General features: G+C 71.8%; 28 protein-coding genes. 14 read left to right on the forward strand and 14 right to left on the reverse strand.

Going from position 1 to position 22,205, the window contains the following annotated elements; genetic code table 11:
- Window positions 1–115 precede the first annotated feature (115 nt).
- The gene (locus ACFQGL_RS22505; RefSeq protein ID WP_377514350.1) at window positions 116–691 is read left to right on the forward strand and encodes a nucleotidyltransferase family protein; all 576 of its coding nucleotides are present in this window, start codon (window positions 116–118) and stop codon (window positions 689–691) included.
- A gap of 22 nt (window positions 692–713) precedes the next feature.
- Here the strand turns inward: ACFQGL_RS22505 and ACFQGL_RS22510 are convergent, their stop codons facing one another.
- The 4 genes from ACFQGL_RS22510 to ACFQGL_RS22525 all read right to left on the reverse strand — a co-directional run bounded on the left by ACFQGL_RS22510 (window position 714) and on the right by ACFQGL_RS22525 (window position 5,135).
- Window positions 714–1,187, reverse strand: coding sequence for a PPOX class F420-dependent oxidoreductase (locus tag ACFQGL_RS22510; RefSeq protein ID WP_377514281.1), 474 nt, complete (start codon window positions 1,185–1,187; stop codon window positions 714–716).
- 102 nt (window positions 1,188–1,289) lie between these two features.
- Entirely contained in the window at window positions 1,290–2,315 is a 1,026-nt protein-coding gene (locus ACFQGL_RS22515) for an aspartate-semialdehyde dehydrogenase (RefSeq protein ID WP_377514282.1), read from the reverse strand.
- A gap of 190 nt (window positions 2,316–2,505) precedes the next feature.
- Window positions 2,506–3,849, reverse strand: coding sequence for a M16 family metallopeptidase (locus ACFQGL_RS22520; RefSeq protein WP_377514284.1), 1,344 nt, complete (start codon window positions 3,847–3,849; stop codon window positions 2,506–2,508).
- Complete coding sequence (locus ACFQGL_RS22525; RefSeq protein WP_377514286.1) at window positions 3,846–5,135, reverse strand: M16 family metallopeptidase; 1,290 nt, start codon at window positions 5,133–5,135, stop codon at window positions 3,846–3,848. The genes ACFQGL_RS22520 and ACFQGL_RS22525 overlap by 4 nt, the downstream gene beginning before the upstream one ends.
- A 96-nt stretch (window positions 5,136–5,231) precedes the next feature.
- Between ACFQGL_RS22525 and ACFQGL_RS22530 the strand changes: the two genes are divergently transcribed.
- On the forward strand, window positions 5,232–5,990 hold the full coding sequence (locus ACFQGL_RS22530) for a phosphodiesterase (protein WP_377514287.1): 759 nt from the start codon (window positions 5,232–5,234) through the stop codon (window positions 5,988–5,990).
- On the opposite strand, the gene ACFQGL_RS22535 is transcribed toward ACFQGL_RS22530, so the two are convergent.
- Window positions 5,957–6,172 carry a hypothetical protein gene (locus ACFQGL_RS22535; protein WP_377514288.1) on the reverse strand — a complete coding sequence of 72 codons (216 nt, stop codon included), beginning with the start codon at window positions 6,170–6,172 and terminating at the stop codon, window positions 5,957–5,959. The two genes, ACFQGL_RS22530 and ACFQGL_RS22535, sit on opposite strands and share 34 nt — an antisense overlap.
- A gap of 275 nt (window positions 6,173–6,447) precedes the next feature.
- Between ACFQGL_RS22535 and ACFQGL_RS22540 the strand changes: the two genes are divergently transcribed.
- The 3 genes from ACFQGL_RS22540 (at window position 6,448) to ACFQGL_RS22550 (ending at window position 8,270) form a co-directional block, all read left to right on the forward strand.
- Window positions 6,448–7,542 carry a 3-deoxy-7-phosphoheptulonate synthase gene (locus ACFQGL_RS22540; protein WP_377514289.1) on the forward strand — a complete coding sequence of 365 codons (1,095 nt, stop codon included), beginning with the start codon at window positions 6,448–6,450 and terminating at the stop codon, window positions 7,540–7,542.
- A gap of 247 nt (window positions 7,543–7,789) precedes the next feature.
- The gene (locus ACFQGL_RS22545) at window positions 7,790–8,023 is read left to right on the forward strand and encodes a hypothetical protein (protein WP_377514351.1); all 234 of its coding nucleotides are present in this window, start codon (window positions 7,790–7,792) and stop codon (window positions 8,021–8,023) included.
- A 52-nt stretch (window positions 8,024–8,075) separates the two neighbouring features.
- Window positions 8,076–8,270: a hypothetical protein gene (locus ACFQGL_RS22550; protein ID WP_377514290.1), complete on the forward strand. Its 195-nt coding sequence runs from the start codon at window positions 8,076–8,078 to the stop codon at window positions 8,268–8,270.
- A 57-nt stretch (window positions 8,271–8,327) separates the two neighbouring features.
- On the opposite strand, the gene ACFQGL_RS22555 is transcribed toward ACFQGL_RS22550, so the two are convergent.
- The 3 genes from ACFQGL_RS22555 to ACFQGL_RS22565 are packed head-to-tail and all read right to left on the reverse strand — an operon-like array spanning window position 8,328 to window position 9,601.
- Window positions 8,328–8,867, reverse strand: coding sequence for a DUF1360 domain-containing protein (locus ACFQGL_RS22555; protein ID WP_377514291.1), 540 nt, complete (start codon window positions 8,865–8,867; stop codon window positions 8,328–8,330).
- A gap of 48 nt (window positions 8,868–8,915) precedes the next feature.
- Window positions 8,916–9,254, reverse strand: coding sequence for a hypothetical protein (locus tag ACFQGL_RS22560; RefSeq protein WP_377514292.1), 339 nt, complete (start codon window positions 9,252–9,254; stop codon window positions 8,916–8,918).
- A complete protein-coding gene (locus ACFQGL_RS22565) occupies window positions 9,254–9,601 on the reverse strand; it encodes a DUF6158 family protein (RefSeq protein WP_377514293.1) in 348 nt (115 codons plus the stop codon). The genes ACFQGL_RS22560 and ACFQGL_RS22565 overlap by 1 nt, the downstream gene beginning before the upstream one ends.
- A gap of 130 nt (window positions 9,602–9,731) precedes the next feature.
- Between ACFQGL_RS22565 and ACFQGL_RS22570 the strand changes: the two genes are divergently transcribed.
- Window positions 9,732–10,154 (forward strand): hypothetical protein, encoded by a 423-nt coding sequence (locus ACFQGL_RS22570; protein WP_377514295.1) that lies wholly within the window; start codon window positions 9,732–9,734, stop codon window positions 10,152–10,154.
- 26 nt (window positions 10,155–10,180) lie between these two features.
- Window positions 10,181–10,507 carry a DUF3817 domain-containing protein gene (locus ACFQGL_RS22575; protein WP_377514296.1) on the forward strand — a complete coding sequence of 109 codons (327 nt, stop codon included), beginning with the start codon at window positions 10,181–10,183 and terminating at the stop codon, window positions 10,505–10,507.
- A 42-nt stretch (window positions 10,508–10,549) separates the two neighbouring features.
- On the opposite strand, the gene ACFQGL_RS22580 is transcribed toward ACFQGL_RS22575, so the two are convergent.
- Window positions 10,550–11,071 carry a DUF6232 family protein gene (locus tag ACFQGL_RS22580; RefSeq protein WP_377514298.1) on the reverse strand — a complete coding sequence of 174 codons (522 nt, stop codon included), beginning with the start codon at window positions 11,069–11,071 and terminating at the stop codon, window positions 10,550–10,552.
- Window positions 11,072–11,571: 500 nt separating this feature from the next.
- Here ACFQGL_RS22580 and ACFQGL_RS22585 point away from each other — a divergent pair, with 500 nt between their 5' ends.
- A complete protein-coding gene (locus ACFQGL_RS22585) occupies window positions 11,572–12,543 on the forward strand; it encodes a C40 family peptidase (RefSeq protein WP_377514299.1) in 972 nt (323 codons plus the stop codon).
- A 72-nt stretch (window positions 12,544–12,615) separates the two neighbouring features.
- On the opposite strand, the gene ACFQGL_RS22590 is transcribed toward ACFQGL_RS22585, so the two are convergent.
- The 3 genes from ACFQGL_RS22590 to ACFQGL_RS22600 all read right to left on the reverse strand — a co-directional run bounded on the left by ACFQGL_RS22590 (window position 12,616) and on the right by ACFQGL_RS22600 (window position 15,884).
- The gene (locus ACFQGL_RS22590) at window positions 12,616–13,605 is read right to left on the reverse strand and encodes a sigma-70 family RNA polymerase sigma factor (RefSeq protein ID WP_377514300.1); all 990 of its coding nucleotides are present in this window, start codon (window positions 13,603–13,605) and stop codon (window positions 12,616–12,618) included.
- A 411-nt stretch (window positions 13,606–14,016) separates the two neighbouring features.
- Window positions 14,017–14,973 carry an N-acetylmuramic acid 6-phosphate etherase gene (gene murQ, locus ACFQGL_RS22595; RefSeq protein WP_377514301.1) on the reverse strand — a complete coding sequence of 319 codons (957 nt, stop codon included), beginning with the start codon at window positions 14,971–14,973 and terminating at the stop codon, window positions 14,017–14,019.
- Window positions 14,970–15,884 carry a MurR/RpiR family transcriptional regulator gene (locus ACFQGL_RS22600; RefSeq protein WP_377514302.1) on the reverse strand — a complete coding sequence of 305 codons (915 nt, stop codon included), beginning with the start codon at window positions 15,882–15,884 and terminating at the stop codon, window positions 14,970–14,972. Before ACFQGL_RS22600 ends, murQ begins: the two co-directional genes overlap by 4 nt.
- Before the next feature lie 320 nt (window positions 15,885–16,204).
- Here ACFQGL_RS22600 and ACFQGL_RS22605 point away from each other — a divergent pair, with 320 nt between their 5' ends.
- Complete coding sequence (locus tag ACFQGL_RS22605) at window positions 16,205–16,894, forward strand: SDR family NAD(P)-dependent oxidoreductase (RefSeq protein ID WP_377514304.1); 690 nt, start codon at window positions 16,205–16,207, stop codon at window positions 16,892–16,894.
- Here ACFQGL_RS22605 and ACFQGL_RS22610 read toward each other — a convergent pair.
- Window positions 16,879–17,658: a dTMP kinase gene (locus tag ACFQGL_RS22610; RefSeq protein WP_377514305.1), complete on the reverse strand. Its 780-nt coding sequence runs from the start codon at window positions 17,656–17,658 to the stop codon at window positions 16,879–16,881. The two genes, ACFQGL_RS22605 and ACFQGL_RS22610, sit on opposite strands and share 16 nt — an antisense overlap.
- Before the next feature lie 101 nt (window positions 17,659–17,759).
- On the opposite strand from ACFQGL_RS22610, the gene ACFQGL_RS22615 reads away from it, so the two are divergent.
- The 4 genes from ACFQGL_RS22615 to ACFQGL_RS22630 are packed head-to-tail and all read left to right on the forward strand — an operon-like array spanning window position 17,760 to window position 19,603.
- A complete protein-coding gene (locus ACFQGL_RS22615; protein ID WP_377514306.1) occupies window positions 17,760–18,407 on the forward strand; it encodes a nucleotidyltransferase in 648 nt (215 codons plus the stop codon).
- Window positions 18,404–18,679: a BON domain-containing protein gene (locus ACFQGL_RS22620; protein ID WP_377514307.1), complete on the forward strand. Its 276-nt coding sequence runs from the start codon at window positions 18,404–18,406 to the stop codon at window positions 18,677–18,679. Before ACFQGL_RS22615 ends, ACFQGL_RS22620 begins: the two co-directional genes overlap by 4 nt.
- Before the next feature lie 10 nt (window positions 18,680–18,689).
- Window positions 18,690–19,466 (forward strand): metallophosphoesterase family protein, encoded by a 777-nt coding sequence (locus ACFQGL_RS22625; protein WP_377514308.1) that lies wholly within the window; start codon window positions 18,690–18,692, stop codon window positions 19,464–19,466.
- The gene (locus ACFQGL_RS22630; protein ID WP_377514309.1) at window positions 19,457–19,603 is read left to right on the forward strand and encodes a GPGG-motif small membrane protein; all 147 of its coding nucleotides are present in this window, start codon (window positions 19,457–19,459) and stop codon (window positions 19,601–19,603) included. Before ACFQGL_RS22625 ends, ACFQGL_RS22630 begins: the two co-directional genes overlap by 10 nt.
- A 163-nt stretch (window positions 19,604–19,766) precedes the next feature.
- Here ACFQGL_RS22630 and ACFQGL_RS22635 read toward each other — a convergent pair whose 3' ends face one another.
- Window positions 19,767–20,540, reverse strand: a complete 774-nt coding sequence (locus tag ACFQGL_RS22635) for a peptidoglycan DD-metalloendopeptidase family protein (RefSeq protein ID WP_377514311.1) — start codon at window positions 20,538–20,540, stop codon at window positions 19,767–19,769.
- A gap of 251 nt (window positions 20,541–20,791) precedes the next feature.
- Here ACFQGL_RS22635 and ACFQGL_RS22640 point away from each other — a divergent pair, with 251 nt between their 5' ends.
- Window positions 20,792–22,135: an ABC transporter substrate-binding protein gene (locus ACFQGL_RS22640; RefSeq protein ID WP_377514312.1), complete on the forward strand. Its 1,344-nt coding sequence runs from the start codon at window positions 20,792–20,794 to the stop codon at window positions 22,133–22,135.
- Window positions 22,136–22,205 lie beyond the last annotated feature (70 nt).

Raw genomic sequence — 22,205 nt, forward strand, 5'->3', positions numbered from 1 at the left:
CGGTGTCCCGCACCGGCGCTGCCGGCACGGGAGGCCGGTATACCCGGCGACCGGGCGCGCACCCGGTGGCGGGGCAACGCGTTCCGTCTCCGCTGCCTACCGTGGTGCGGTGACGATGGGCGAGCACGAGCTGCGCGGCCTGGTCGCCGGCAGCGGCTGGCTGACCCGGGCGCTGACCGTGGTACGCGATTCCGGCCTGCCGGAGGCGTGGATCGGCGCTGGCGTCCTGCGCGATCTGGTCTGGGGTGTGCGGTACGGCGACGGGTTCGACCCGGCGGCGGTCCGGGACGTCGACGTGGTCTTCTTCGACCCGACGGACCTCAGCCGGGAGGGCGATCACCGGGCCACCGCCGAACTGACGGCGGCGTGGCCCGAACTGCCCTGGGAGGCGCGCAACCAGGCGGCGGTGCACACCTGGTACGCGACGAAGTTCGGTGGCGAGCCAATCGCCCCGTACCGCAGCGTGGCCGAGGCCGTCGCCACCTGGCCGGAGTACGCCACCGCCGTGGCGGTTCGGCTGGACCCGGCCGACCGGCTGGAGGTCTGCGCGCCGTACGGCCTGGCCGATCTGTTGGGCGGGGTGTGGCGGCACAATCCGGCCCGGGTCGGGCTCGCGATGTCCCGGCAGCGGTTGGCCCGACACCGTCCGGCGCAGCGCTGGCCCGGGGTGACCGTGATCGAACCGGGCTGACCACAGAGGACCGGGCGGGGGGTCAGCGCGGCGGCATGCCGTAGATCCGCTCCACGTGCAGGCGCAGCACCAGCCGGCCGTCGGCGACCATGGCCCGGCGGTAGTCGTCCCAGTCCGGGTGCTCGCCGCGCAGCGACCGGTAGACCCCCACCAGCTCCTCGACGGTCGCGTCGTCGGGTTCGGCGGCGGGCGCGGTCAGCTCGGCACGCGCCTCGGCCACCGCGTACGCCCAGCCGTCCTCGCTGCTGACGTGGAAGCTCGCCCGGGGGTCCCGGCGCAGGTTGGCGGTCTTGGCCCGCCCCTCGGTGACCGAGATCCGGATGATGCCCGACTCCCGGTCGAGGGAATGCACCACGGTGGACAGCTGTGGCCGTCCGTCTCGCTTGATCGTCGCGAGCACACCCATCGGGCGGTTGGCGATCAGGTCGGTCAGCGCCTGCTGGGTACGGTCGTCCGGCACGGCATCCTCCAGGTGGCGGGGTCGGCTCCGTCCCATCCAAGCACGACCGGCGACGCGCGCGACCCGACCGGCGTTGTCGCCCGGACGGACGGAGGCCCCCGCCCGGTTGCCGGCGGGGGCCTCGGACGACCGCGACGGTCAGCGGCGCTCGGCCGCGACCAGCTCGGCGAGCTGCACCGCGTTGAGCGCGGCGCCCTTGCGCAGGTTGTCGTTGGAGCAGAACAGGGCCAGCCCGTGCTCGACGGTCTCGTCGGCGCGGATCCGCCCCACGTAGGTCGGATCCTGCCCGGCCGCCTGCAACGGCGTCGGCACGTCGGTCAGCGCCACGCCGGGTGCCCCGGCCAGCAGTTCCCCGGCCCGCTGCGGGCTGAGTGGCCGGGCGAACCGGGCGTTGATCTGGAGTGAGTGGCCGGTGAAGACCGGCACCCGGACGCAGGTGCCGGAGACCTTCAGGCCGGGGATCTCCAGGATCTTGCGGCTCTCGTTGCGCAGCTTCTGCTCCTCGTCGGTCTCGAACGAGCCGTCGTCGACGATCGAGCCGGCCAGCGGGAGCACGTTGAAGGCGATCGGCTGGGCGAACGAGCGCGGCGTGGGGAACTCCACGGCGGACCCGTCGAAGGCGAGCGCGGTGGCGTGCTCGGCGACCTTGCGGACCTGCTCGTCCAGCTCGGCGACGCCGGCCAGCCCGGCGCCGGAGACCGCCTGGTAGGTCGTGACGACCAGGCTGACCAGGCCGGCCTCGGCGTGCAGCGGACGCAGCACCGGCATCGCGGCCATCGTGGTGCAGTTGGGGTTGGCGATGATGCCCTTCGGGCGGTCGGCGGCGGCGTGCGGGTTGACCTCGGCGACCACCAACGGCACCTGCGGGTCCATCCGGAAGGCCGAGGAATTGTCGATCACCACGGCGCCGGCGGCGGCGACCCGGGGGGCCAGCTCCCGGGCGGTGCCCTTGCCCGCCGAGAAGAGCACGATGTCCAGCCCGGAGTAGTCCGCCGTGGCGGCGTCCTCGACGGTCACCTCGCCGTCGCGCCAGGGCAGGGTACGCCCGGCGGACCGCGCCGAGGCGAACAACCGCACCTGCTCCGCCGGGAACTCCCGTTCCGCCAGCACCCGCCGCATCACGCCACCGACCTGGCCGGTGGCCCCCACAATGCCGATCCTCATGCCCGCGAGGCTACCCAGCCCACCCCCGGAACCGGGACCCCTTTCCCACCCCCCGCGTCCCGCGTCACACCCCCGCCCCCAGGCCACCGGGTTCCCCCACCCCGTCGATCATGAAGTTGTTGTCCCGACACGCCGTACCGAGGAACAACAACTTCATGATCGACCGCAGGGATCGGGCGGGGTCGGGCCGTCAGGGGCCGGTGAGCACCTCGCCCAGGCCGGTGGCCGTCAGCTCGTCGCGGATCACCGCGGCGTCGCCCTCGATGACCAGGGTCAGTGCGTCCGGGTGCAGGTGGGCGGCTGCCGCCGCGGAGACCTGGTCCACGTCGGCGGCGAGCAACTCCTCGCGCAGCCGGGCGTGGTAGTCGTCCGGCAGGTCGTGCACCACCAGCGTGGTGAGCGCGGAGGCGATGGCCCGAGGGCTCTGCAGCTCGACCGAGAGCTGCCCGGCGCGCCAGGAACGGGCCACCGCCAGCTCCTCCTCCGTCACCCCGTCGACCTGGGTACGGGTGATCTCCCCGACCGCCTCGACCAGGGCCGGCGCGGTCACCGCGGTCTGTACGCCGGAGCTGACCGCGAACCGGCCGAACCGCCGGGACGAGGCGAACTCGCCACGGATGCCGTACGTGTAGCCGCGCACCTCGCGGATCAGGTGGTTGAGCCGGGAGGTGAACGCGCCACCGAGCACCGTGCCGGCGAGCGTCATCGGCACGTGGTCGGGGTGCGCCCGATACGGCGACGGGTGGCCCAGCCGCAGGGTGGACTGCACGGAGCCGGGCCGGTCCACGAGGATGATCCGCCGACCGGTGTGCAACGGCACCTCGATCGGGCCGCCCCGGTCGGCGGGACCGCCGCCGGTACCGGCGAACGCCGCCGCTCCCAGCGCGTCCAGGTCGATCCGATCCAGGTCACCGGCGACGATCAGGGTGCCGGGGCGCAGGAACCACTCGGAGTGGAAGACCGTCACGTCCTCCACGTCGAGGGCGGCCACCGACTCCGGATCGCCGTACATCGGGCGTCCCCAGCGGTTCTGGGCGCCGAACAGGTCGGCGCGCAGCGCGGCGTCGGCGCGCGGGCCCGGGTTGGCCCAGTCCATCCGCAGCGCGGTCGCCTCGTCGTCGCGGACCCGGAGCACGTCGGCGGGATCCAGCCGGGGCGTCCGGACCGCCTCGGCGAGCAACTCCACGGCGGCGCTGAGACGGTCCACCGGGATCACCACGCTGGCCTGGAACGAGTCCCAGTCCAGTCCGGTCACCAGGGCGGTGCCGAGCCCCTCGACGGCGAGGGCGTACGCGGCGGCGTCCCGCTGGGCGGTCCCCTCCTCCAGCGCCTTGGCCAGCACCCCGGACAGGCCCTCCTTGCCGACCGGCTCCTGGCCCGCGCCCACGTCGAGCAGCAGCAGTGCCACGGCGAGGTTCTGCCCGGGCAGGTGCGCGGCGACGACCTGACCGCCGGCCACGGCACGGCGGACCACCGGCGGGAACCGGTACGGGCGGGCGGGCCCCGGGCCGGGTCGATCGGTGATCAGCGTCATGAGGTCTCCTCGGGCAGGTAGGTCAGGGTCACCCGGTCGCCGGCACCGAGCACCTCGGTGGCGGCCTCGGCGATCTGCTCGGCGGTCACCGCGAGCAGGGCCGGCAACTGGTCCGCGGTGCGGGCCGGGTCGCCGAACTGCGTGGTGTACCGCCCGAGGAGGTCCGCCCTGCCGTCCACCGTGGAGAGCTGTCGCCACCAGGCGGTGCTGAGCATGGCCTTGGCCCGGTCCAGCTCGGCGGTGGTGACCGGCACGGTGGCCAGCTCGTCGACGACCTCGGCCAGCCCTTCGGCCAGCCGCTCGGCGGTCACGCCGGGGCGGGCGGTGGCGGTGGCGATCAGCGGTGCCGGGGCGTGCGCGAGGTCCACCCCGTACGCGCCGACCAGGTCCGGTTGGGCGATCCGCTCACCGTCGGCGAGCCGCTGGTAGAGCCGGCTGCCCCGGCCGCTGCCGAGCACGGTGGCGAGCACGGTGGCGACCGCGTACCCCGGGCTGCCGAACGGGTAGGTGCGGTGCGCGACGTACACCCGGGGTGCCGGCACGTCGGCGGACACCGACTCCACGGCCGGCCCGCTGGCCGGGACACTCCGGCCGTCCGGGGCGGGCGGGATGTCGTCCCGGGCGGTCAGCGCGCCGAAGTACTTGTCGGCGAGCGCGAACACCTCGGACGCGGCGGCGTCGCCGACCACGGTGAGCACCGCGTTGTTCGGCGCGTAGTACGTCTGGTGGAACGCCTGGAAGGTGGCCAGGTCGGCGGCGTTCAGGTCGGCCATCGACCCGATCGTCGAGTGGTGGTACGGGTGCCCCGGCGGATACAGCAGGGGCAGCAGCCGCAGCCAGGCGTCGCCGTACGGGACGTTCTCGTAGCGCTGCCGGCGTTCGTTCTTCACCACGTCGCGCTGGTTGTCCAGCGTCTCCTGGGTGAGCGCCGGGACCAGGCCGCCCATCCGGTCCGCCTCCAGCCAGAGCGCCAACTCCAGGTGCTCGGCCGGGACGGTCTCGAAGTAGTTGGTCCGATCCGGGTTGGTGGTCGCGTTGAGCGAGCCGCCGGAGCCCTGGATCAACTTCATGTGCTCGGTCTTCGCGACGTTCACCGAGCCCTCGAACATCAGGTGCTCGAAGAGGTGCGCGAAGCCGGTCTGCCCGGCTGGCTCGTGCCGGGAGCCGACGTCGTACCAGAGGTTGACCGCCACCGCCGGCGCGGTGCGGTCCTCGCTCACCACCACGCGCAGGCCGTTGTCCAGTCGGGACGTCTCGATGGGCCAGGGATAACCGCTGTCGGGCATGGCACGACGCTATCCGATCGTCCGGGCGGAAAGTGACGTGCGGCCGCTCGGCGAGCCGAGCGGCATCGAGTCGGCCAGTCGGGGTACGCGAGGGACATGCCCGCGCCCCCCGCCACCCCGCCCACGTCCCGCGCCGCCGGCCGGGCGGCCACCGCCGTCGTACGCGCCGCCGCCGCGCTCACCCGCCTGCGCCACGGCCGGCTGCTGCACCCGGCGGGTCGCTCGTTCAGCGGCGAGGTGCGGATCTGGGGTACGGCCGGACCACCCACCGGCGTCCCGCTGCTGGACGAGCCCGGCCGGTACCGGGCCACCCTCCGGCTCTCCAAGGGCGTGCCCACGCCCGGCGGCTGGCCGGACGTCCTGGGGCTGGCGCTGCGCGTGCACTCCGACGGCGGCCGCCCCTTCGACCTGCTGGTCAGCTCCAGCGGCGCGGCACCGGGGCTGCGGCACCTGCCGCTGCCCCGGCGCCGCTTCAGCGGGACGTACAGCACGATCATGTGTTATCGCGCCGGCCGACGCCGGCTCTGGCTGGCCGCGCTGGCCGACCCCGAGTCGGCTGACCTCGGCCGCAGCCTGGCCGCGGTGACCGCCACGGTCCGGACGGACGCACCGCGCCTGGTGCTCGCGGTCGCCTCCGCCGTCGGACCGTGGCGGCCCTTCGGCGAGATCAACGTCGGTGTCCCGCTCAGCGCCCGCGAGGACGCCGCGCTCGCCTTCGACCCGGTGGGCAACGTGCCGACCGAGTTGCGGACGGCCGGCCTGCTGGCCTGGTTGCGGGCGCAGACCTATCGGGGGTCGCGGTGGGCGCGCGGAGCGGCCGGTCAGTCCGGCGGCTCGACGGCGGCCACCGTCTGATCCGAGGTACGGCGCTCCAGCACGGTATCCGGTGCCGCGTTCTGGTCCGCCTCGCGGATGTCGGACTCGGTGAGGATGGCCTCGGCCTGCGCCTCCGGGTCGTCGCTGCCGACCGCCGCCTCCTCGGGCAGGAGGTGTGCGCGGGACTCCACCCGGTCGTGGTCGCTCTGCTCGTCAGTCATGGCACCCCTGTTACCCCGGCCTCGGCCCGGGCACGCGGTGTTCGCCGAACCTCTTGACCCGACCCGGCGAGCGTTCCCCGTCCGGTCGGGTACGCTGGGCCGCGTGACGCGTTCGTATCGATGGTTTAGGCAGCCGGCTCGCACGCCGGTGACTTCACCATGATCTGACGTCACCACGGACCGAGCCGGCTGGGCAGGAGCTGTCGTTCCTGCCCTTTTGCGTACGAGCAGCCGGCTCGTCCCGGGCACCGGCCCCGGGCACGGTCGGCGGAAGGATGCCCACCGTGACGACCCCGGAGACCGATCGGGTCAGCGATCAACGGATCGACCGCGTCGTACCGTTGACCACGCCCGCGCTGCTGCACCACGAGCTGCCCCTGGATGCCCCGCTCGCCTCTGCCGTCCTCGCCGGCCGCCGCGAGGTGGGCCGGGTGCTGGACCGTGCCGACGACCGCCTGCTGGTGGTGGTCGGCCCCTGCTCGGTGCACGACCCGGCCGCCGCCCTCGACTACGCCCAGCGGCTGCGTACCGCCGCCGACCGCCTGTCCGACGATCTGCTGATCGTCATGCGGGTCTACTTCGAGAAGCCGCGATCCACGGTGGGCTGGAAGGGTCTGATCAACGACCCGGGGCTGGACGGCAGCGGGGACGTCAACACCGGTCTGCGACTGGCCCGGGCGCTGCTGCTCGACGTGCTGCGCCTCGGCCTGCCGGTGGGTTGCGAGTTCCTCGACCCGATCACGCCGCAGTACATCGCGGACACCGTCGCCTGGGGCGCGATCGGGGCGCGCACCGTGGAGAGCCAGGTGCACCGCCAGCTCGCCTCCGGCCTGTCCATGCCGATCGGCATGAAGAACCGCCCGGACGGCAGCATCGGCACCGCCGTCGACGCGATCCGCGCCGCCAGCGTGCCGCACGTCTTCCCGGGCATCGACTTCTCCGGCACCCCGGCGATCATGCACACCCGGGGTAACACCGACGGGCACCTGGTGCTGCGCGGCGGGGGTGGCCGACCCAACTACGACGCGGAGTCGGTGGCCGGTGCGCTCGACCTGCTGCGCGCGGCCGGGCTGCCGGAGCGGCTGGTCATCGACGCCAGCCACGCCAACAGCGGCAAGGACCACCGCAACCAGCCGCTGGTCGCCGCGGACGTGGCCGCCCAGCTGGCCGCCGGTCAGCGTGGGATCACCGGCGTGATGCTGGAGTCGTTCCTGCTGCCGGGCCGGCAGGATCTCGACCCGACCCGGGAGTTGGAGTACGGCCGCTCGGTCACCGACGCCTGCCTCGGCTGGGACGACACCGCCGTGGTGCTCGACGAGCTGGCCGCCGCCGTCCAGGCCCGTCGGGCCACCCTGCCGACGATGGCCTGAATGCTGTGACGGCCGACACCGGAGTGGGCGGAACACGGTTGGGGGTCGGTCCGTTGACTGAGGTGTCGGTGTGTCCAGTGTCCCCGGGCCTCACCTAAATTGCCCTCGCGGAATACCGTTCGGCTGGAGCCGCGTCGTGCCACTCGCCGAGAGGCGACCTGCACATCGACACCAGCGCCGCCCCCGGCCGGGAGGCCGGGGGCGGCGCTGTCTGTACGCCACGTTTGACCGATTCCGACCCGGGTAGCTGATCGGCGTGACCGACGACGCATCCGTGGCCGGCGAGCCGGACACCCGGCTCCTCGACGACCTGCTCGACGACATCTTCCGGGCCCAGGAGCGGGTCATCCAGGCGGAGATCTACCGCCGGGCGGTGGCTGCCGAGCTTCCGCCGGACCTGCTCGCCCGGATCGACGGGCTGCCCGAGGGCGAGTACTCGGTGGACGAGGTCAGCGATCTGTTGGGCGGCTCCATCGGGTGACCTCGCCCCGCCCGACGACCCCAGAGCCGACGACCTCAGAAGGGACACCGACATGACGCACCACGAGGATCACGACGAGAAGGTGACGGCGCTGGCCCAACCGCCGAAGGGTAGGGACACCACGCCCGAGCCGGACTTCGCCAACGAGCACGACCGCACCGCCGTGGACCGGGACATCATCACCGGGGAGGACGAGGACGAGCGGGAGCCGGAGTCGCCACACGGCTGGTCCGGCATGCAGCGTTGATCCAGACGGAAAGCGGGGGCCGGCTGACACCGGCCCCCGCTGCGCTGTCTGACCCGCTCAGTCGTCGTGGTGCCCACCCTCGGCGGCCTGCTGCGCCGTCGCGTACGCCATCTGCAGGAAGTCGGACGCGGCGACCGCGGTCAGCGCGGTGGCCACCAGCCGGGTCAGCCGGGGCGCGAGCACCAGGCCCCCGGTGAGCCCGGTGGCCACCCAGACCGCGAGGCAGAACGGGCAGCTCAGCAGCTCCCCGATGGCGTGTCGGGTGGAGCTGCCCGAGTCGCGGACCTGCTCCATCACCTCACCGCTGCCGATCGGCCGGTCGTACCGGGTGAAGGGAGCCCGGAGCGGACTGGTCACCGCGTCCTTGGACAGCAGCCGGCTGAGCTTGTGCGTGGCGATGGAGAGCAGCACCACGTCGGCCGTGCCTGGGCGTTCGGGCACCTGCCGTCCGGTCACCTTGACCAGCCCGGCCAGCGCCCCGGTCACCCCGGCGTAGGTGCCCATCGCCACCAGATATCCGCCGAGCGGCCGGTGCTCGTGCGGCGCGTACGCCCGGCGCAGCCGCGCCACTTTCTGCCGCAGGCCAGTGTCGGTCACCCGTTCTCCTCGTCGTCAGTGGTGCTGCGGGAATGCCGTTCGCGCGTCTCAACCGGCCTGGAGGTTGTCGGCGACCTCGCGTACCAGGTTCGCCAGCGCCTCGTCGGCCAACTGGTCCGGAGCCGGACCGTCCGATCCGTCGGCCAGATCGAGCTGGATCCGGGCGCCGCCGGAGTCCACCGGCTCGACCCGGATCTCGGCGGACCAGTCGGCGTCGTCACCGTCGCCCCAACGGGCCCACAGCTCCTCGGCGCTGATCTCCGCGGCCGGGCTGCCGTCGACGCGCAGCGGCTCGGGCAGCCACGCCGAGGCCCGGTTCGGGTCGGTGGCCGTACTGAAGACGACCTCGGGCGGCGCGGACATGCCGCGCACGGCGCGCGCCGGCATCAGGCGTCCCGCAGGCGGCTCGGGTCGACCTCCCGGCCCGGGTGGCGGGCCAGGTACTCGGTCTCCAGCTCCGCCGTGCGTCGCAGGTGGTTGGCGAGCGCGGAGTCCGCCGCGTGCCGGAGGGTGTCGAGTCGGGTGCGGTGCAGGCTTTGCATCTCGCGGATCAGATCCTCGTCGCTCAGGTCCTCCGGGTCGACGCCGAGCAGGTCGCCGTCGAGATCCGTGGCGGTACCCGCCGGGTCGGCGGCGAGCTGCTCGCCGCCCCACTCGGGCACCCGCTGCTCCGGGCTCATGTCCGTGCTAGCGCTGGACGGAAAGCCGTCCTCGCGTACCGATCCGGTCATCATCGCCCCCCTGGTCTCGTTTGGGCTGGCGTCTAGATGGATGCCCACGCCCGGTGACGCCAAACCAGCCCGACCGCGCGACAACTACGACACGGTGTCGGAGACCCGCGCCGCTCCCGGTACCCTCGATGCCATGAGGCGGCTCTGGACCCCGGCGTGGATCGCACGTCACGTGGCCATGGTCGTGCTGGTCGTGGGCTTTCTCGGGCTGGGCTGGTGGCAGGTCAGCCGGGCCGCCGCCGGCAACAGCCTGAGCTGGGGGTACGCGGTCGAGTGGCCGATCTTCGCCGGCTTCGTGGTCTACGTCTGGTGGCGCGAGGTGCGGTTGGCCAACCGAGACCCGGCGGATGTTGCCGGGTCAGCGGCCGACGAGGCCGACGCCCCGACGCCCGCCGTGACCCAAGGGTCCCGCCCGGCGGTACGCCGGCCGGTGCGGGTGGCTCGGGTTCCGGCCGCCGGCGGAGCCGCTGAGGACGCCGACCTGGCCGCCTACAACCGCTACCTGTCATGGTTGAACGCCAATCCGGGCGCTCGGCCCGGTGACTATCCCGGCTGAGCCGGGGCTCGGAAGGACGGACGAAGGTGGGCGCAGCCCTTACCCGGTACCGCGCGATCGCCTGGATCGTGGGCGTGGTGCTGATCCTGCTGGTCGTGGTCGGCATGCCGTTGAAGTACGCGTTCGACAATCCAGTCGTGGTGGAGACGGTGGGGCCGGCACACGGTTTCCTCTACATGATCTATCTGGTGGCCGCGTTCGACCTGAGCCGCCGGGCCGACTGGCCGCTGAAGCGGATGCTCCTGGTGATGCTGGCCGGCACCGTGCCCTTCGTCTCGTTCTACGCCGAGCGGCGGGTCACCGGCTGGGTCAGCCGCCCGGTGGAGCGCACCCCGGAGCCGGTCGCCAGCTGAGCGACCCTCCTCGGCCACGGGTCGGGGTGTCGGCCGGCGCGCTCAGCGGCTGGGCCGCCACGGGTCGGCCGAGGCGAGCGGGTCCGCCCAGGTGCCGTACCGGTTCACCTCCCGGGCCCGCAGCAGCGCCCGGGTCACCTGGCCGAACTGCCTCTCGTCGTCGGCGCTGAACAGCAGCACCTCGTCTCCCCGGTGCCACCCCCACAGCTCGAACGGCGGTGGCCGCCAGCGATCGCCCACCAGGGCCAGCACCGCCGGCAGCAGCAGCACCGCCCCGAGGATGAGGTACGCCCCGGCGGTCAGCCGTTGCAGGCCACCGGTGAAGCCCAGCAGCAGACCGACGCCACCGATCATGGCCGCGGTGACGGCGACGGCCCGCACGGCGATCCGGTCGTGCGGGCCCCGGGTGGTACGCAGATGAGTCAGGTCGGCGACGCGGTAGCTGGTTCGGCCGACGGTGAACCGGTCGATGGTCACGATGATGCCGGGACGCGCGTACAGCAGCGTCGACCTTGCACCGGCCACCGGTCGCGGCGGCCGCGTCGTTGCGCCTTCACGATTCACGGTTCCTCCCGCGGGGCGGTCCGCCGGGCTGGTTCGCCGGCCGCAGACATCGCTGCCTGTCGACGGGATTCCCGGCTCCGGCCTACATTGTGTTGCGGCACCGCCACCCCACCAGGGCATTTGCCGGCTCCCGACAGCCACTCGGCCGGGCGACATCGCCGAGAAACAGCCTCCATTTCGGGTTTTATCGGTTATGGCCGATCGAAATCCGGCGGCATACGCCCGGAACGACGAAGGCCGCGTATCGCGCGAATGAGCGGCAAAACCGGCGCTCCCGCAGCCCCGGTACGTGCGGCAAGCCGCCACACGATCACGGACCGCACCAGCACTTCCCGCCCCTTTGCCAACATTCGCCCCTGCTTCAACTGCGGATCACAACCGTCCCGGGTTAGGTTGGGCGAGCCGGTCCGGCCCAGTGCCGTCCGCTCGGACAGCCCCGGCCGGTGTCGCCGAGGGCCGTCAGCAGCCCACGGCGGCCGTGGGAGAGGAGCCTTCCGCTCTTGTCATCCCTGAGAAATCTGCTGCGCACCCTGACCGTGGCCGGAATGTCGGCCACGTTGATCGTCCCGACGGCGGTGGCCCACGCCGAGCCGTCCCCCGCCGACCTGACCGGCCGGATCGAGACGTCCTCGGCCGAGTTGGAGCGGATCGTCGAGTCGTACAACAAGCTCTCCGAGGAGATCAAGACCAACAAAGCCGCGGTGGCCCGATTACAGGCCCGGATCGGCCCGCTGGAGCAGCAGGCCGAGCAGAGCCGGGCCGACGTCGCCGAGCTGGCGACCACGGCGTACAAGAGCGGCGGCCTGCGGACCGCGGACGCCCTGCTGCGTCCGGGTGGCTCGGCCGCGCTGCTGGACCGGCTCGGCGCGCTCGACCAGTTGACCCGCCAGCGGCAGGACCGCATCTCCGGCTTCACCGACAACCAGCGGCGCCTGCTCGACGAGAAGGTCCGCCTGGACGCCACGCTGGCTCGGCAGGCCGCACAGGCCCGCGAACTCGCCGCGGGCAAGAGGCGGATCGAGAACGACCTGGCCGAGCTGTACGAGCTGCGCCGGCAGGCGTACGGGGCGGCCACCGAGCAACCCGCGCCCAAGGCGGCCACGGCCGAGAAGGCACCCGCCCTGGCCGGGGACGCCGGCACCGCCGTGCGGTACGCGTACGGCGCGATCGGCAAGCCGTACCGGTGGGCTGCCGACGGGCCGGACGGCTACGACTGCTCCGGACTCACCTCGGCGGCCTGGCGGGCTGCCGGGAAGTCACTGCCACACAACACCCGGATGCAGTGGAGCGCGGTCGCCCACATCGGTCGGGGCGACCTGCGCCCGGGCGACCTGGTCTTCTACAGCGGGCTCGGTCACGTCGGCCTCTACGTCGGTGGCAATCAGGTGATCGACGCGCCGAGCGCCGGCCGCAACGTGCTCAAGCGGGGCATGAACATGATGCCCATCCAGGGCTACGGCCGGGTCCACTAGGCCCGACCGCAGACGGCGAACGGCCGGCGTCCCCCTATCGGACGCCGGCCGTTCGCCGTCATTATGACCTGGTCAGGCTGCCTGCAACCCCTCGGCCCGGGCCAGCTCGCGGAGCCGACCGAGCGCCTGGATCTCCAGCTGCCGGATCCGCTCGCGGGACAGCGAGAACCGGGACGCGACCTCGGTGAGCGAGTGCTCGCGACCGTCCTCCAGCCCGTAGCGGGCCCGCATGATGCCCGCCGACCGATCGTCGAGGTGGTTGAGCAGCCCCTCGATGCGCTGCCGCTCCAGCCCGGAGAGGACGATGTCCTCCGGCGACGGGGCGTCACTGTCGGCGACCAGGTCGCCGAGGCTGGTGTCGCCGTCGTCGCCCACCGGAGTGTCCAGCGAGACGGTGTCCTGCGACCAGCGCCGCAGCTCGTTGACCCGCTCGACGGTGACGCCGAGGGCCGCCGCGATCTGCTCCGGCTCCGGGTCGCTGCCCAGCTCACGGGTGAGCTGCCGAGCCACGTTGCGCATCCGGTTGACGTCCTCCACCAGGTGCACCGGCAGCCGCACGGTGCGCTCCTGCTGGGCGATCGCCCGGCTGATGGCCTGGCGGATCCACCAGGTGGCGTAGGTGGAGAACTTGTAGCCGCGCTCGTAGTCGAACTTCTCGACCGCCCGGACCAGGCCGGTGTTGCCCTCCTGGATCAGATCCAGCATGGGCATGCCCGAGCGCACGTAACGGCGGGCGATCGACACGACCAGTCGCAGGTTGGCGCGGATGAAGAGGTCCTTCGCGCGCTCACCCTCGACGACCAGCCGCTCCAGGTCGTCCCGGTCGACGCCGGCCGGAACGCGGTCCTCGTCGAGCAGGTGCTCGGCGTAGAGGCCGCCCTCGATCGCCTTGGAGAGATCAACCTCCCGGGCAGCGTCCAGCAGTGGCGTCCGGGAGATCTCGTGCAGGTAGACGCCGACGAGGTCGCGCTCTTCGGCGACCTGATCGGTCCGCATGCCGATGTTCTTGTCCACGTTGCCCACGGTCCCCTCGCTCGCGCCGGTTGCCCGGTTCCTTGCCATTCCCCACGTCTGACAGCCCCCGGTAACTTCCGCTGTGCCCACCGGTGCTGACACCTACACAACAGATGAGACGTTCCGGGGATTCCATGTCGTGAGTCGAAAGTGTCACGAATGCCTGAGTAGTAGCTGAGAGCACGGTCCATGTTTGCTGTCAGCGCCCGTCGGGTGGCTCGCCGCTGGGCACCACGTACGGGTTGGCGGGACGACGAATCGCCGATCGCCCGCAACTATGGCAACACCGCACGCCGCGGGGGCACAGCGACCCGGGTCACCACCGCGCTGCGATCCTGGTCACTGCCAGATACGCACCGGTGGACCGGTCGGTTCATCTACAGGGTGGTATTACCCCCCGCCCCGATGAACAATCCGGAGCCTCGATTGCTTCCCGCTGCCCGGGACGGCGGCCAGGAGCTAGGAGGCGAGCAGGGCGAGAGCGCCGCGAACCTGGTCGGCGGAGCGGGCCAGCGCGGCCCGCGCGGCGCCTACCTCGGCACCGGACACCAGTGAGACCAGCGCGGTCTTCAGGTCGCCGTCGGCCTCGTTGAGGGCCTGCCGGCAGACCTCCTCGGAGCAGCCGGTGGCCTCGACCAGAATCGAGATCATGCGTCCGCGAAGCTTCGCGTTGGTGGCAACCATATCGATCATGAGGTTCGAGTAGACCCGACCGAGGCGCACCATGACAGCGGTCGAGAACGTGTTGAGCACCAATTTCTGTGCCGTGCCCGCCTTCATCCGGGTCGAACCGGTGACCACCTCGGGTCCGGTGTCCACCCCGATGAACACGTCGACCGACCGGGCCGCCTCCGCCTCCGGATTCGCGCAGAGCAGCACCGTCGATGCGCCCTTGGCGCGGGACGCGGCGAGCGCCCCGAGGACGTACGGAGTGCGTCCACTGGCGGCCAGACCGACCACCAGGTCACCGGTGTGCACACAACCGGCCGCGTCGGCCGCGCCGCCCCGGTCGTCGTCCTCGGCGTCCTCCACGGCCCGCCACATCGCGTCCGGGCCACCCGCGAGGTGGGCGCAGAACCAGTGCCGGGGCGAGTTGAACGTGGGTGCCAACTCGGCCGCGTCGAGCACGCCGAGCCGGCCGGAGGTGCCGGCCCCGAAGTAGTGCACCCGGTGGCCGCCGCGTAGTGCCGCGACCGCCAGGTCGACCGTGGTGGCGATCTCGTCGAGCACCGCGGCGACCGCGGCCGGAACCCTACGGTCCGCCTCGTTGATGATGGTGAGCACGTCCCGGGTCGACATCAGGTCGAGGTCGACGCTGAGCGGGTTGCGCCGCTCGGTCGGGGCACCCACCCGGACGACCGGGCGGGCGAGTGGTGCTGGGGTGTCCTCGTCCGGCTCCACCGAACCGGCCGTCATCCTCGCCTCCGGTTGGCACCCACCCGGTGCGACTGGACCGCCTCGGCGGTCACTTCGAGGGCCTTGCGGGCCCGGGACCGGTTGCGGGCTGCCACCCCGACGAAGAGGCAGTCGACGACGGTGAGCTGGGCCAGTCGGCTGGCTGTCGCTCCGGAGCGGTAGGTGGTCTCCCGGGCGGCCGTGGTCAGCACGAAGTCGGCCACATCGGTGATCGGCGAACGCGGGAAGTTGGTCAGCGCCACGGTGGCGGCACCCCGCGCCCGGGCCTGCTCCAGCACCTCGATCACGTCGGAGGTGGTGCCGGTGTGCGAGATGCCGATGGCGACATCGCCCCGGCCGAGCAGGGCGGCCGAGGTCAGCGCGGTGTGCACGTCCGGGAAGTAGAAGGCGATCCGGCCGATGCGGTGCAGCTTCTGTTGGAAGTCCGAGGCGACGAACCCGCTGGCGCCGGCGCCGTAGATGTCGATCCGGCCGGCGTTCGCGATCGCCTCGACCACCTGCTCACAGACGGCCGGGTCGAGCTGCTCGGCAGTCTCCTCAACGGCGCGGGCGTCGTTGAACGCGATGGTGGCGATGATCTGGGCGAGGTCGGCGCCGGGCGGAATGTCACCGCCGACCACCCGGGCGTCCGGCGGTTCGATCCGGCGGGCGGCCTCGGCGGCGAGCCGGATCCGCAGCTGCGGATAGCCGTCCATGCCCACCGATCGGCAGAACCGGATGACGGTCGCTTCGGATGTCTCGGCTGCGGTGGCGAGATCGGTGATCGTCTTGCGGGCGGCCTCGGCCGGGTCCGCGACGACCAGCCGGGCGACCCGCTGCTCGGCGGGCGACAGCGACGGAAGGAGTCCACTGATGTGGACGATCAGCCCACCGGGCTCCTGACTCGCAGAAATCTTCGGACTCTTCGCCACGGATGAAACTTACTTTCACGAGGCGTGAGCGTCAACCATGACTCCACGTGTTGGGGAAAATACCGCCGATCGGACGAGTGTGTCCGCCCCGAGCCTGCCACCGCCACGGGCGCCGCACCTCCCCCACCGGGTCGGCCCAGCCTGCCGGACGGCGTCGGCCGCGCGAAAACCCGGCAACGGCCCGACCGTACGGCGTCCCCGATCGGCCGCACCGGGCAGGGCCGCCCCTCCAACGCGCCGCCCCGGCCCCCACCGGTCGTCGTGTGCCCTGCCGCGGGTTGGTGCGTCGGCGAGGCGTACGCGGCGCTAGCGTGTGCCGCATGGCGGAGCGCAGTGTGCTGATCACCGGAGGCACCGGCGGGCTGGGCGGGGCGGTCACCACTGCCTTCCGGGCGGCCGGCTGGCGGGTGGTCGTACCGGAACGGGGGTCCAGGCCCGACGCGGAGCCGGCGGAGGGTCTGGTCCGGCTCGTCGCGGACCTGACCGATCCGGTCGGCGCGGCGCGGGCGGTCGAGGCCGCCGCCGACGATCCGGCGGCCCCGCTACGGGCGGTGGTGAACCTGGTCGGCGGGTACGCGAGCGGTGGGCTGGTGCACGAGACGCCGGTCGAGGAGTTCGAGCGGATGCTCACCGCGAACCTGCGGCCGACCTACCTGGTCACCCAAGCCGCGCTGCCGCACCTGGTGGCAGCCGGTGGTGGCGCGGTGGTCTGTGTCTCGGCCCGCGCGGCGGTCAGCCCGTTCGCCGGCGCGGCCGGCTACGCCACTGCCAAGGCGGCGGTGCTCGCCTTCGCCAACGCGGTCGCGGTGGAGTACCGGTCCCGCAACGTGCGCTGCAACACCGTGCTGCCCAGCGTCATCGACACCCCGGCGAACCGGACCGCCCAGCCCGACGCCGACCACTCCCGCTGGGTGGCCCCGGCCGAGATCGCGTCGGTGATCCGCTTCCTCGCGTCGACGGATTCCGCGCCGACCAGCGGCGCCGCCATTCCGGTCTACGGGCGGGCCTGAGCCACCAGCGGCCCGGCGACAGCGCGAACGGCCCACTCCCCCGCCGTCGGCACGGACAACGTCGCGTCGGACGGTGGCCGCGCGTCGGACGGTGGCGCGGGTGTCTCGGACGGCCGACTGGGGTGGGCGGCGGGCGGTAGCCAGGTCGCCAGGTGCGCCTGAATCTGCTCGGTCACCTCCTCGGCCGAACGGCTTGCGTCCACCAGCACGAAGGTCGGGTACTCGGGCAGGGCGCGGTACGCGGTGTCGGCCGCGGTCAGCCACGTCATCGTCTCGTGGTCGGTGCCGCGCAGCTCGATCCGCCGGTACGCCTCCTGCGGGTCGACGGCGAGCAGGAAGGTCACCTGGGGGGTCGGGAAGAACCGGTAGCCGGCCCGGGCCAGGCGCTCCCAGCGGTGCCCGCCATGGGCGCGGATGCTGGCGTACTGGCAGGCCGAGTAGCGGTCCATCACCGCCGTCCGCCCGGTCAGCAGGCAACTGAGCAGAGCTATGGCGATGGCGAGCCAGCGCAGCACGGACTCCACCGCGAGCATGCCGTCGCGCCCGACGAGTCGCTGGGCGTCCGGGCGGCCGAGCCGGTGTGCGAGTCGACCGAGCCAGCGGCGCCCACTGGCGTTGCGGCGGTAGCGCGCTGGCCGGCCGGCGGCGGTCAGCGCGTCGGCCAGTCGGTGCGCCTGCGTTGTCTTGCCGGAACCGTCGATGCCGATCAGGGCGATGGTGCGCAGACGGGCCCTGCCGCGTCGCGTCCCCGATGGTTTGGCCACCCTCGACAGGATATCCGACCCGCGCTCCAAGCCCGTGTCTTTTATGCCGTTTGATCCCGGTTGGCACCCGAGCGTGACCCGGCCAGGTGTGGCCGACCGGAATGCCGGGTACGGGAGTTCGAATCCAACCGCCTGTCCACCTACACGACCGACGGGAGAACCAGATGGCTGAGCGCGGAGACGAGAGTCTGGTGCACACCCTCAAGAAGGTCGCCGCCGTGCTCAAGCAGTCCGAGATCCCGTTCGCGCTCGGCGGCAGCTTCGCCGTCTACGCCCACGGCGGCCACTCCAGCGACCACGACGTCGACTTCCTGATCCGGGAGACCGACGTGGAGCTGGCCCTGGAGGCCCTGGTCGCCGCCGGCTTCGTGGCCGAGCGCCCGCCGGAGGACTGGCTGGTCAAGGTCTTCGACGACGGCCGGATGGTGGACCTGATCCACCGGCCGATCGAGACGCCGGTGACCGAGGAGACGTTCGCCGACACGGTCGTCCGGCCGGTGGACGCGATCCACATGCCGGTCCTGTCCGCCACCCAGCTGATGGTGCACAAGCTGCTCAGCTTCTCCCAGCACTACTGCGACTTCGCCCGCGGCCTGCCATTGGCGCGGTCGTTGCGGGAGCAGATCGACTGGGAACGGGTACGTAAGGAGACGCAGCACTCGCCGTACGCCGAGGCGTTCCTGATGCTGCTGGACCGGCTGGAGGTGGTGCCGGGCTCCGGCACCAGAGAAGGAGAGGGGACACCGTGACCCACCAACGCGACAGCGGCGCCGGACCACCAGACGAGTACATCGAGGCGGAGATCCATCGCCTGCTCGCCGAGGATCCCGCCGTCGCCGAACAGGGGATCACCGTGGTCCGGCGGGAGAGCGGCCTCGTGCTCTACGGCGAGGTGGAGAGCCCACACCGGCGCGAGGAGATCCTGCGCCGGGTCGCCGAGCGCTTTCCGGACGTGCCGATCACCAGCGACATCGGAGTGATCCGCGCCCAGGCGCCCACGGAGATCGAGCAACTGCCCTGAGGGAGGTTTCATGGTGATCCGGATCGCCGCCGTGGGCGACGTACATCTGGACGAGGACGTGGTCGGCCGGTTCCGCCCCGCGCTGGAGGAGCTGCCCGAGTGCGCCGACGTGCTGCTGCTGGCCGGGGACCTGACCCGGCACGGCACCGAGGCCGAGGCGCGCTGCGTGGCGCAGGAGTTCGGCGGGTTGGACGTGCCGGTGGTGACCGTGCTGGGCAACCACGACCACCAGTGTGACCAGGTGCCGCAGGTGGTCAAGGTGCTCGAGGACGCGGGCATCACCGTGCTCGAGGGCAACGGGGTGGTGCTGGACTGCGCGGGCGGCCGACTCGGCATCGCCGGTGTGAAGGGCTTCGGTGGCGGGTTCGCCGGGCGGTGCGCGAGCGACTTCGGCGAGCCGGAGATGAAGGCGTTCGTCCGGACCACCAACGACAGCGCGGATCGCCTCGGTACGGCGCTGCGCTCACTGGACTGCGACATGTTGGTCGCGCTGACCCACTACTCGCCGGTGCCGGACACGCTGGCCGGCGAGCCGCTGGAGATCTATCCGTTCCTCGGCTCGTACCAGCTGGGGCAGGCGATCGACTCGGCGCCCACCGCGCTGGCCCTGCACGGGCACGCGCACGCCGGCACCGAGCGCGGCACCACCCCCGGCGGGGTGCGGGTCCGCAACGTGGCGCACCCCGTGATCAAGCAGGCGTACAGCGTCTTTCACGTTGGCGATCAACTCGACACCGATCAGGTTTCCACGATCAGCGGGTCGGGTATTCAAAGGTCATGGAGCTGATTCTCTGGATTCTCGCAGTCGTACTCGTGGTCGCCGGCATCCTCGCGCTGTTCCGCCGGCAGATCCTGTGGGGCATCGTCCTCATCGTGGTCGGGCTGTTGGTCGGCCCGGGTGGTGTCAGCATCTTCACTAATTGACGCGCCTAGCTCGTAACACCGGGACCCGCCGGGGTCGCCGCGCACGGAGTTCCGTCCTCCCGACAGGAACACCGGTCGCGGCGACCCCGGCGCTGTGTTGCCCGGGGGTCGGACCCGGGTCCCCGGCCGGCGAGGCCCGCCGGGGACCCGGGTCATTCCCGCTTCAGCAGCGGGGTACGCCGGGGATGTAGCCGTCGTACCCGGTGTAGACGTAGGCGTCGGAGATGTAGCGGCCGGAGCCGATCCGGTCCCAGATCGAGCTGGTGCCGTAGGTGCCGGTGACCGTGGTGCCGGTGGTCTGGCAGGCGATGGTCACCCGGGTGCCGTCGGCGACGGTGCCCACCGAGGAGTACCCGGTGCCCGGGCCGGAGCGGACGGTCAGCGGGGTGCCGCTGGTGTCGACCGTGCCGTTGCCGCTACCCGAGGAGCACCCGTTGTCGCTGGTGTAGGTCTTGGTTCCCCAGTAGAGACCGAGCGTGCCGTTGAACCGGACCTGAATGTCGCTGCCGTTGAGGCGCTGCTCGTAGTGCAGGTGCGGGCCGGTGGAGCCGCCGGTGCTGCCGACCCAGCCGAGCACCTTGCCGTAGCCGACGGTCTGCCCGACCGAGACGTTGAAGCCGTTGAGGTGGGCGTAGTAGGTGCTGTAACCACCGCCGTGGTTGATCCGTACGTATTTGCCGTAGCTCGTGCCGCCGAGGTCGGTCACCCGGTCGACGGTGCCCGGGGCGCTGGCCACCACCGGATCGCCGAGGTCGTCGGTCCGGTTGAAGTCGACCGCGTACGCCGGGCTGTGGTCCGACCGGGTCTGGCCGGACCAGGACTGATTGCACGGGAACGGCACCTTGAAGGTCGGCGCGGCCAGCGCCGGGCTCGCCGGAGTGAGGACTCCCCCGATGAGCAGACCGGCCGCCAGCAGGCTGATCCATCGCTTACGCATACAGCTCCTCCTATGTCGAAAACCTTCGATGGGGAGCCCCTAGCCTGACAGATATCGTCAATCTTCGAAAGAGACGGGTATCTCGCTCGGGAGCGCGCCCACGGAGCGACCCGAAGGTTTCTGGATTGTTACTCGCTCGTGTCTGACAGGGGGTGGACCGGACCGGATGCAAGCGCTTACATGTGTGCACGCCCAATCGGACCGGCGACGGGTCATCGTGCACGACCGCGCCGGCTAGGAAGGAGGACGGCATGGCGGTCTTCACCAGACCACGCCAGGCCTTCGTTATCGCCGGCGTACTCGGGCTGGCGCTCAGCGCCACCGCTTGCGGTACCGGCGACGACAAGAAGAGCAACGCGGGCTCCGCGGAGTGTGCCGCGTACGACAAGTACGAGGGCAACGACGGCAAGAAGGTCTCCATCTACGCGTCCATTCGCGACGCGGAGGCTGACCTGCTGGAGCAGTCGTGGAAGCAGTTCACCGACTGCACCGGCATCGAGATCAACTACGAGGGCAGCGGCGAGTTCGAGGCTCAGCTCCCGGTCCGGGTCGACGGCGGCAACGCCCCCGACATCGCCTTCGTGCCCCAGCCGGGTCTGGTCAAGCGATTCGCGGACGCCGGCAAGCTGAAGTCCCTCGGTGCCGAGACCAAGGCCCTGGCCGAGCAGAACATGCCGGCCGACTGGCTGAAGTACGGCACCGTCAACGGCACCCTGTACGGCGTGCCGCTCGGCGCGAACGTGAAGTCGTTCGTCTGGTACTCGCCGAAGACGTTCAAGGAGAAGGGCTGGGAGGTTCCGACCTCCTGGGACCAGCTCATCGCCCTGAGCGACAAGATCGCCGCCAGCGGCATGAAGCCGTGGTGCGTCGGCGTCGAGTCCGGTGACGCCACCGGCTGGCCGGCCACCGACTGGATCGAGGACGTGATCCTGCGTACGCAGGGCCCCGAGGTCTACGACCAGTGGACCACCCACGCCATCCAGTTCAACGACCCGCGGATCACCGACGCGGTCAACCGCGCCGGCACCATCCTCAAGAACGACAAGTACGTCAACGGCGGGTTCGGCGGCGTCAAGAGCATCACCACCACCTCCTTCCAGGAGGCCGGCGTGCCGGTGACCACCGGCAAGTGCGCCATGCACCGGCAGGCGTCGTTCTACGCCAACCAGTTCCCCCCGGGTACCAAGGTGGCCGAGGACGGCGACGCGTTCGCCTTCTACTTCCCGGCCATCGACGCGGCCAAGGGCAAGCCGGTGCTGGGCGCGGGCGAGTTCGTCGTCGCCTACGCCGACCGCCCGGAGGTGCAGGCGGTGCAGACCTACCTGGCCTCGGCCGAGTACGTGAACAGCCGCGCCAAGCTGGGCAACTGGGTCACGGCGAACAACAAGCTGGACATCGCCAACGTCGCCAGCCCGATCGACAAGCTCTCCGTCCAGATCCTCCAGGACAAGAGCGGCGTCTTCCGCTTCGACGGATCCGACCTGATGCCGGCTGCCGTCGGCGCGGGGACGTTCTGGAAGGGCATGGTCGACTGGTTGAACGGCAAGGAAACCGCACCGGTGCTCCAGGGCATCGAGAGCAGCTGGCCGAAGTGATCCCGGCGGTGGCCCGGTCCGCATCCGCGGGCCGGGCCACCGGCCGATCTGACCCGAAAAGGGAGGGTTG

It is taken from the genome of Micromonospora vulcania, assembly GCF_042658605.1.
GTDB classification, from domain to species: domain Bacteria; phylum Actinomycetota; class Actinomycetes; order Mycobacteriales; family Micromonosporaceae; genus Micromonospora; species Micromonospora vulcania.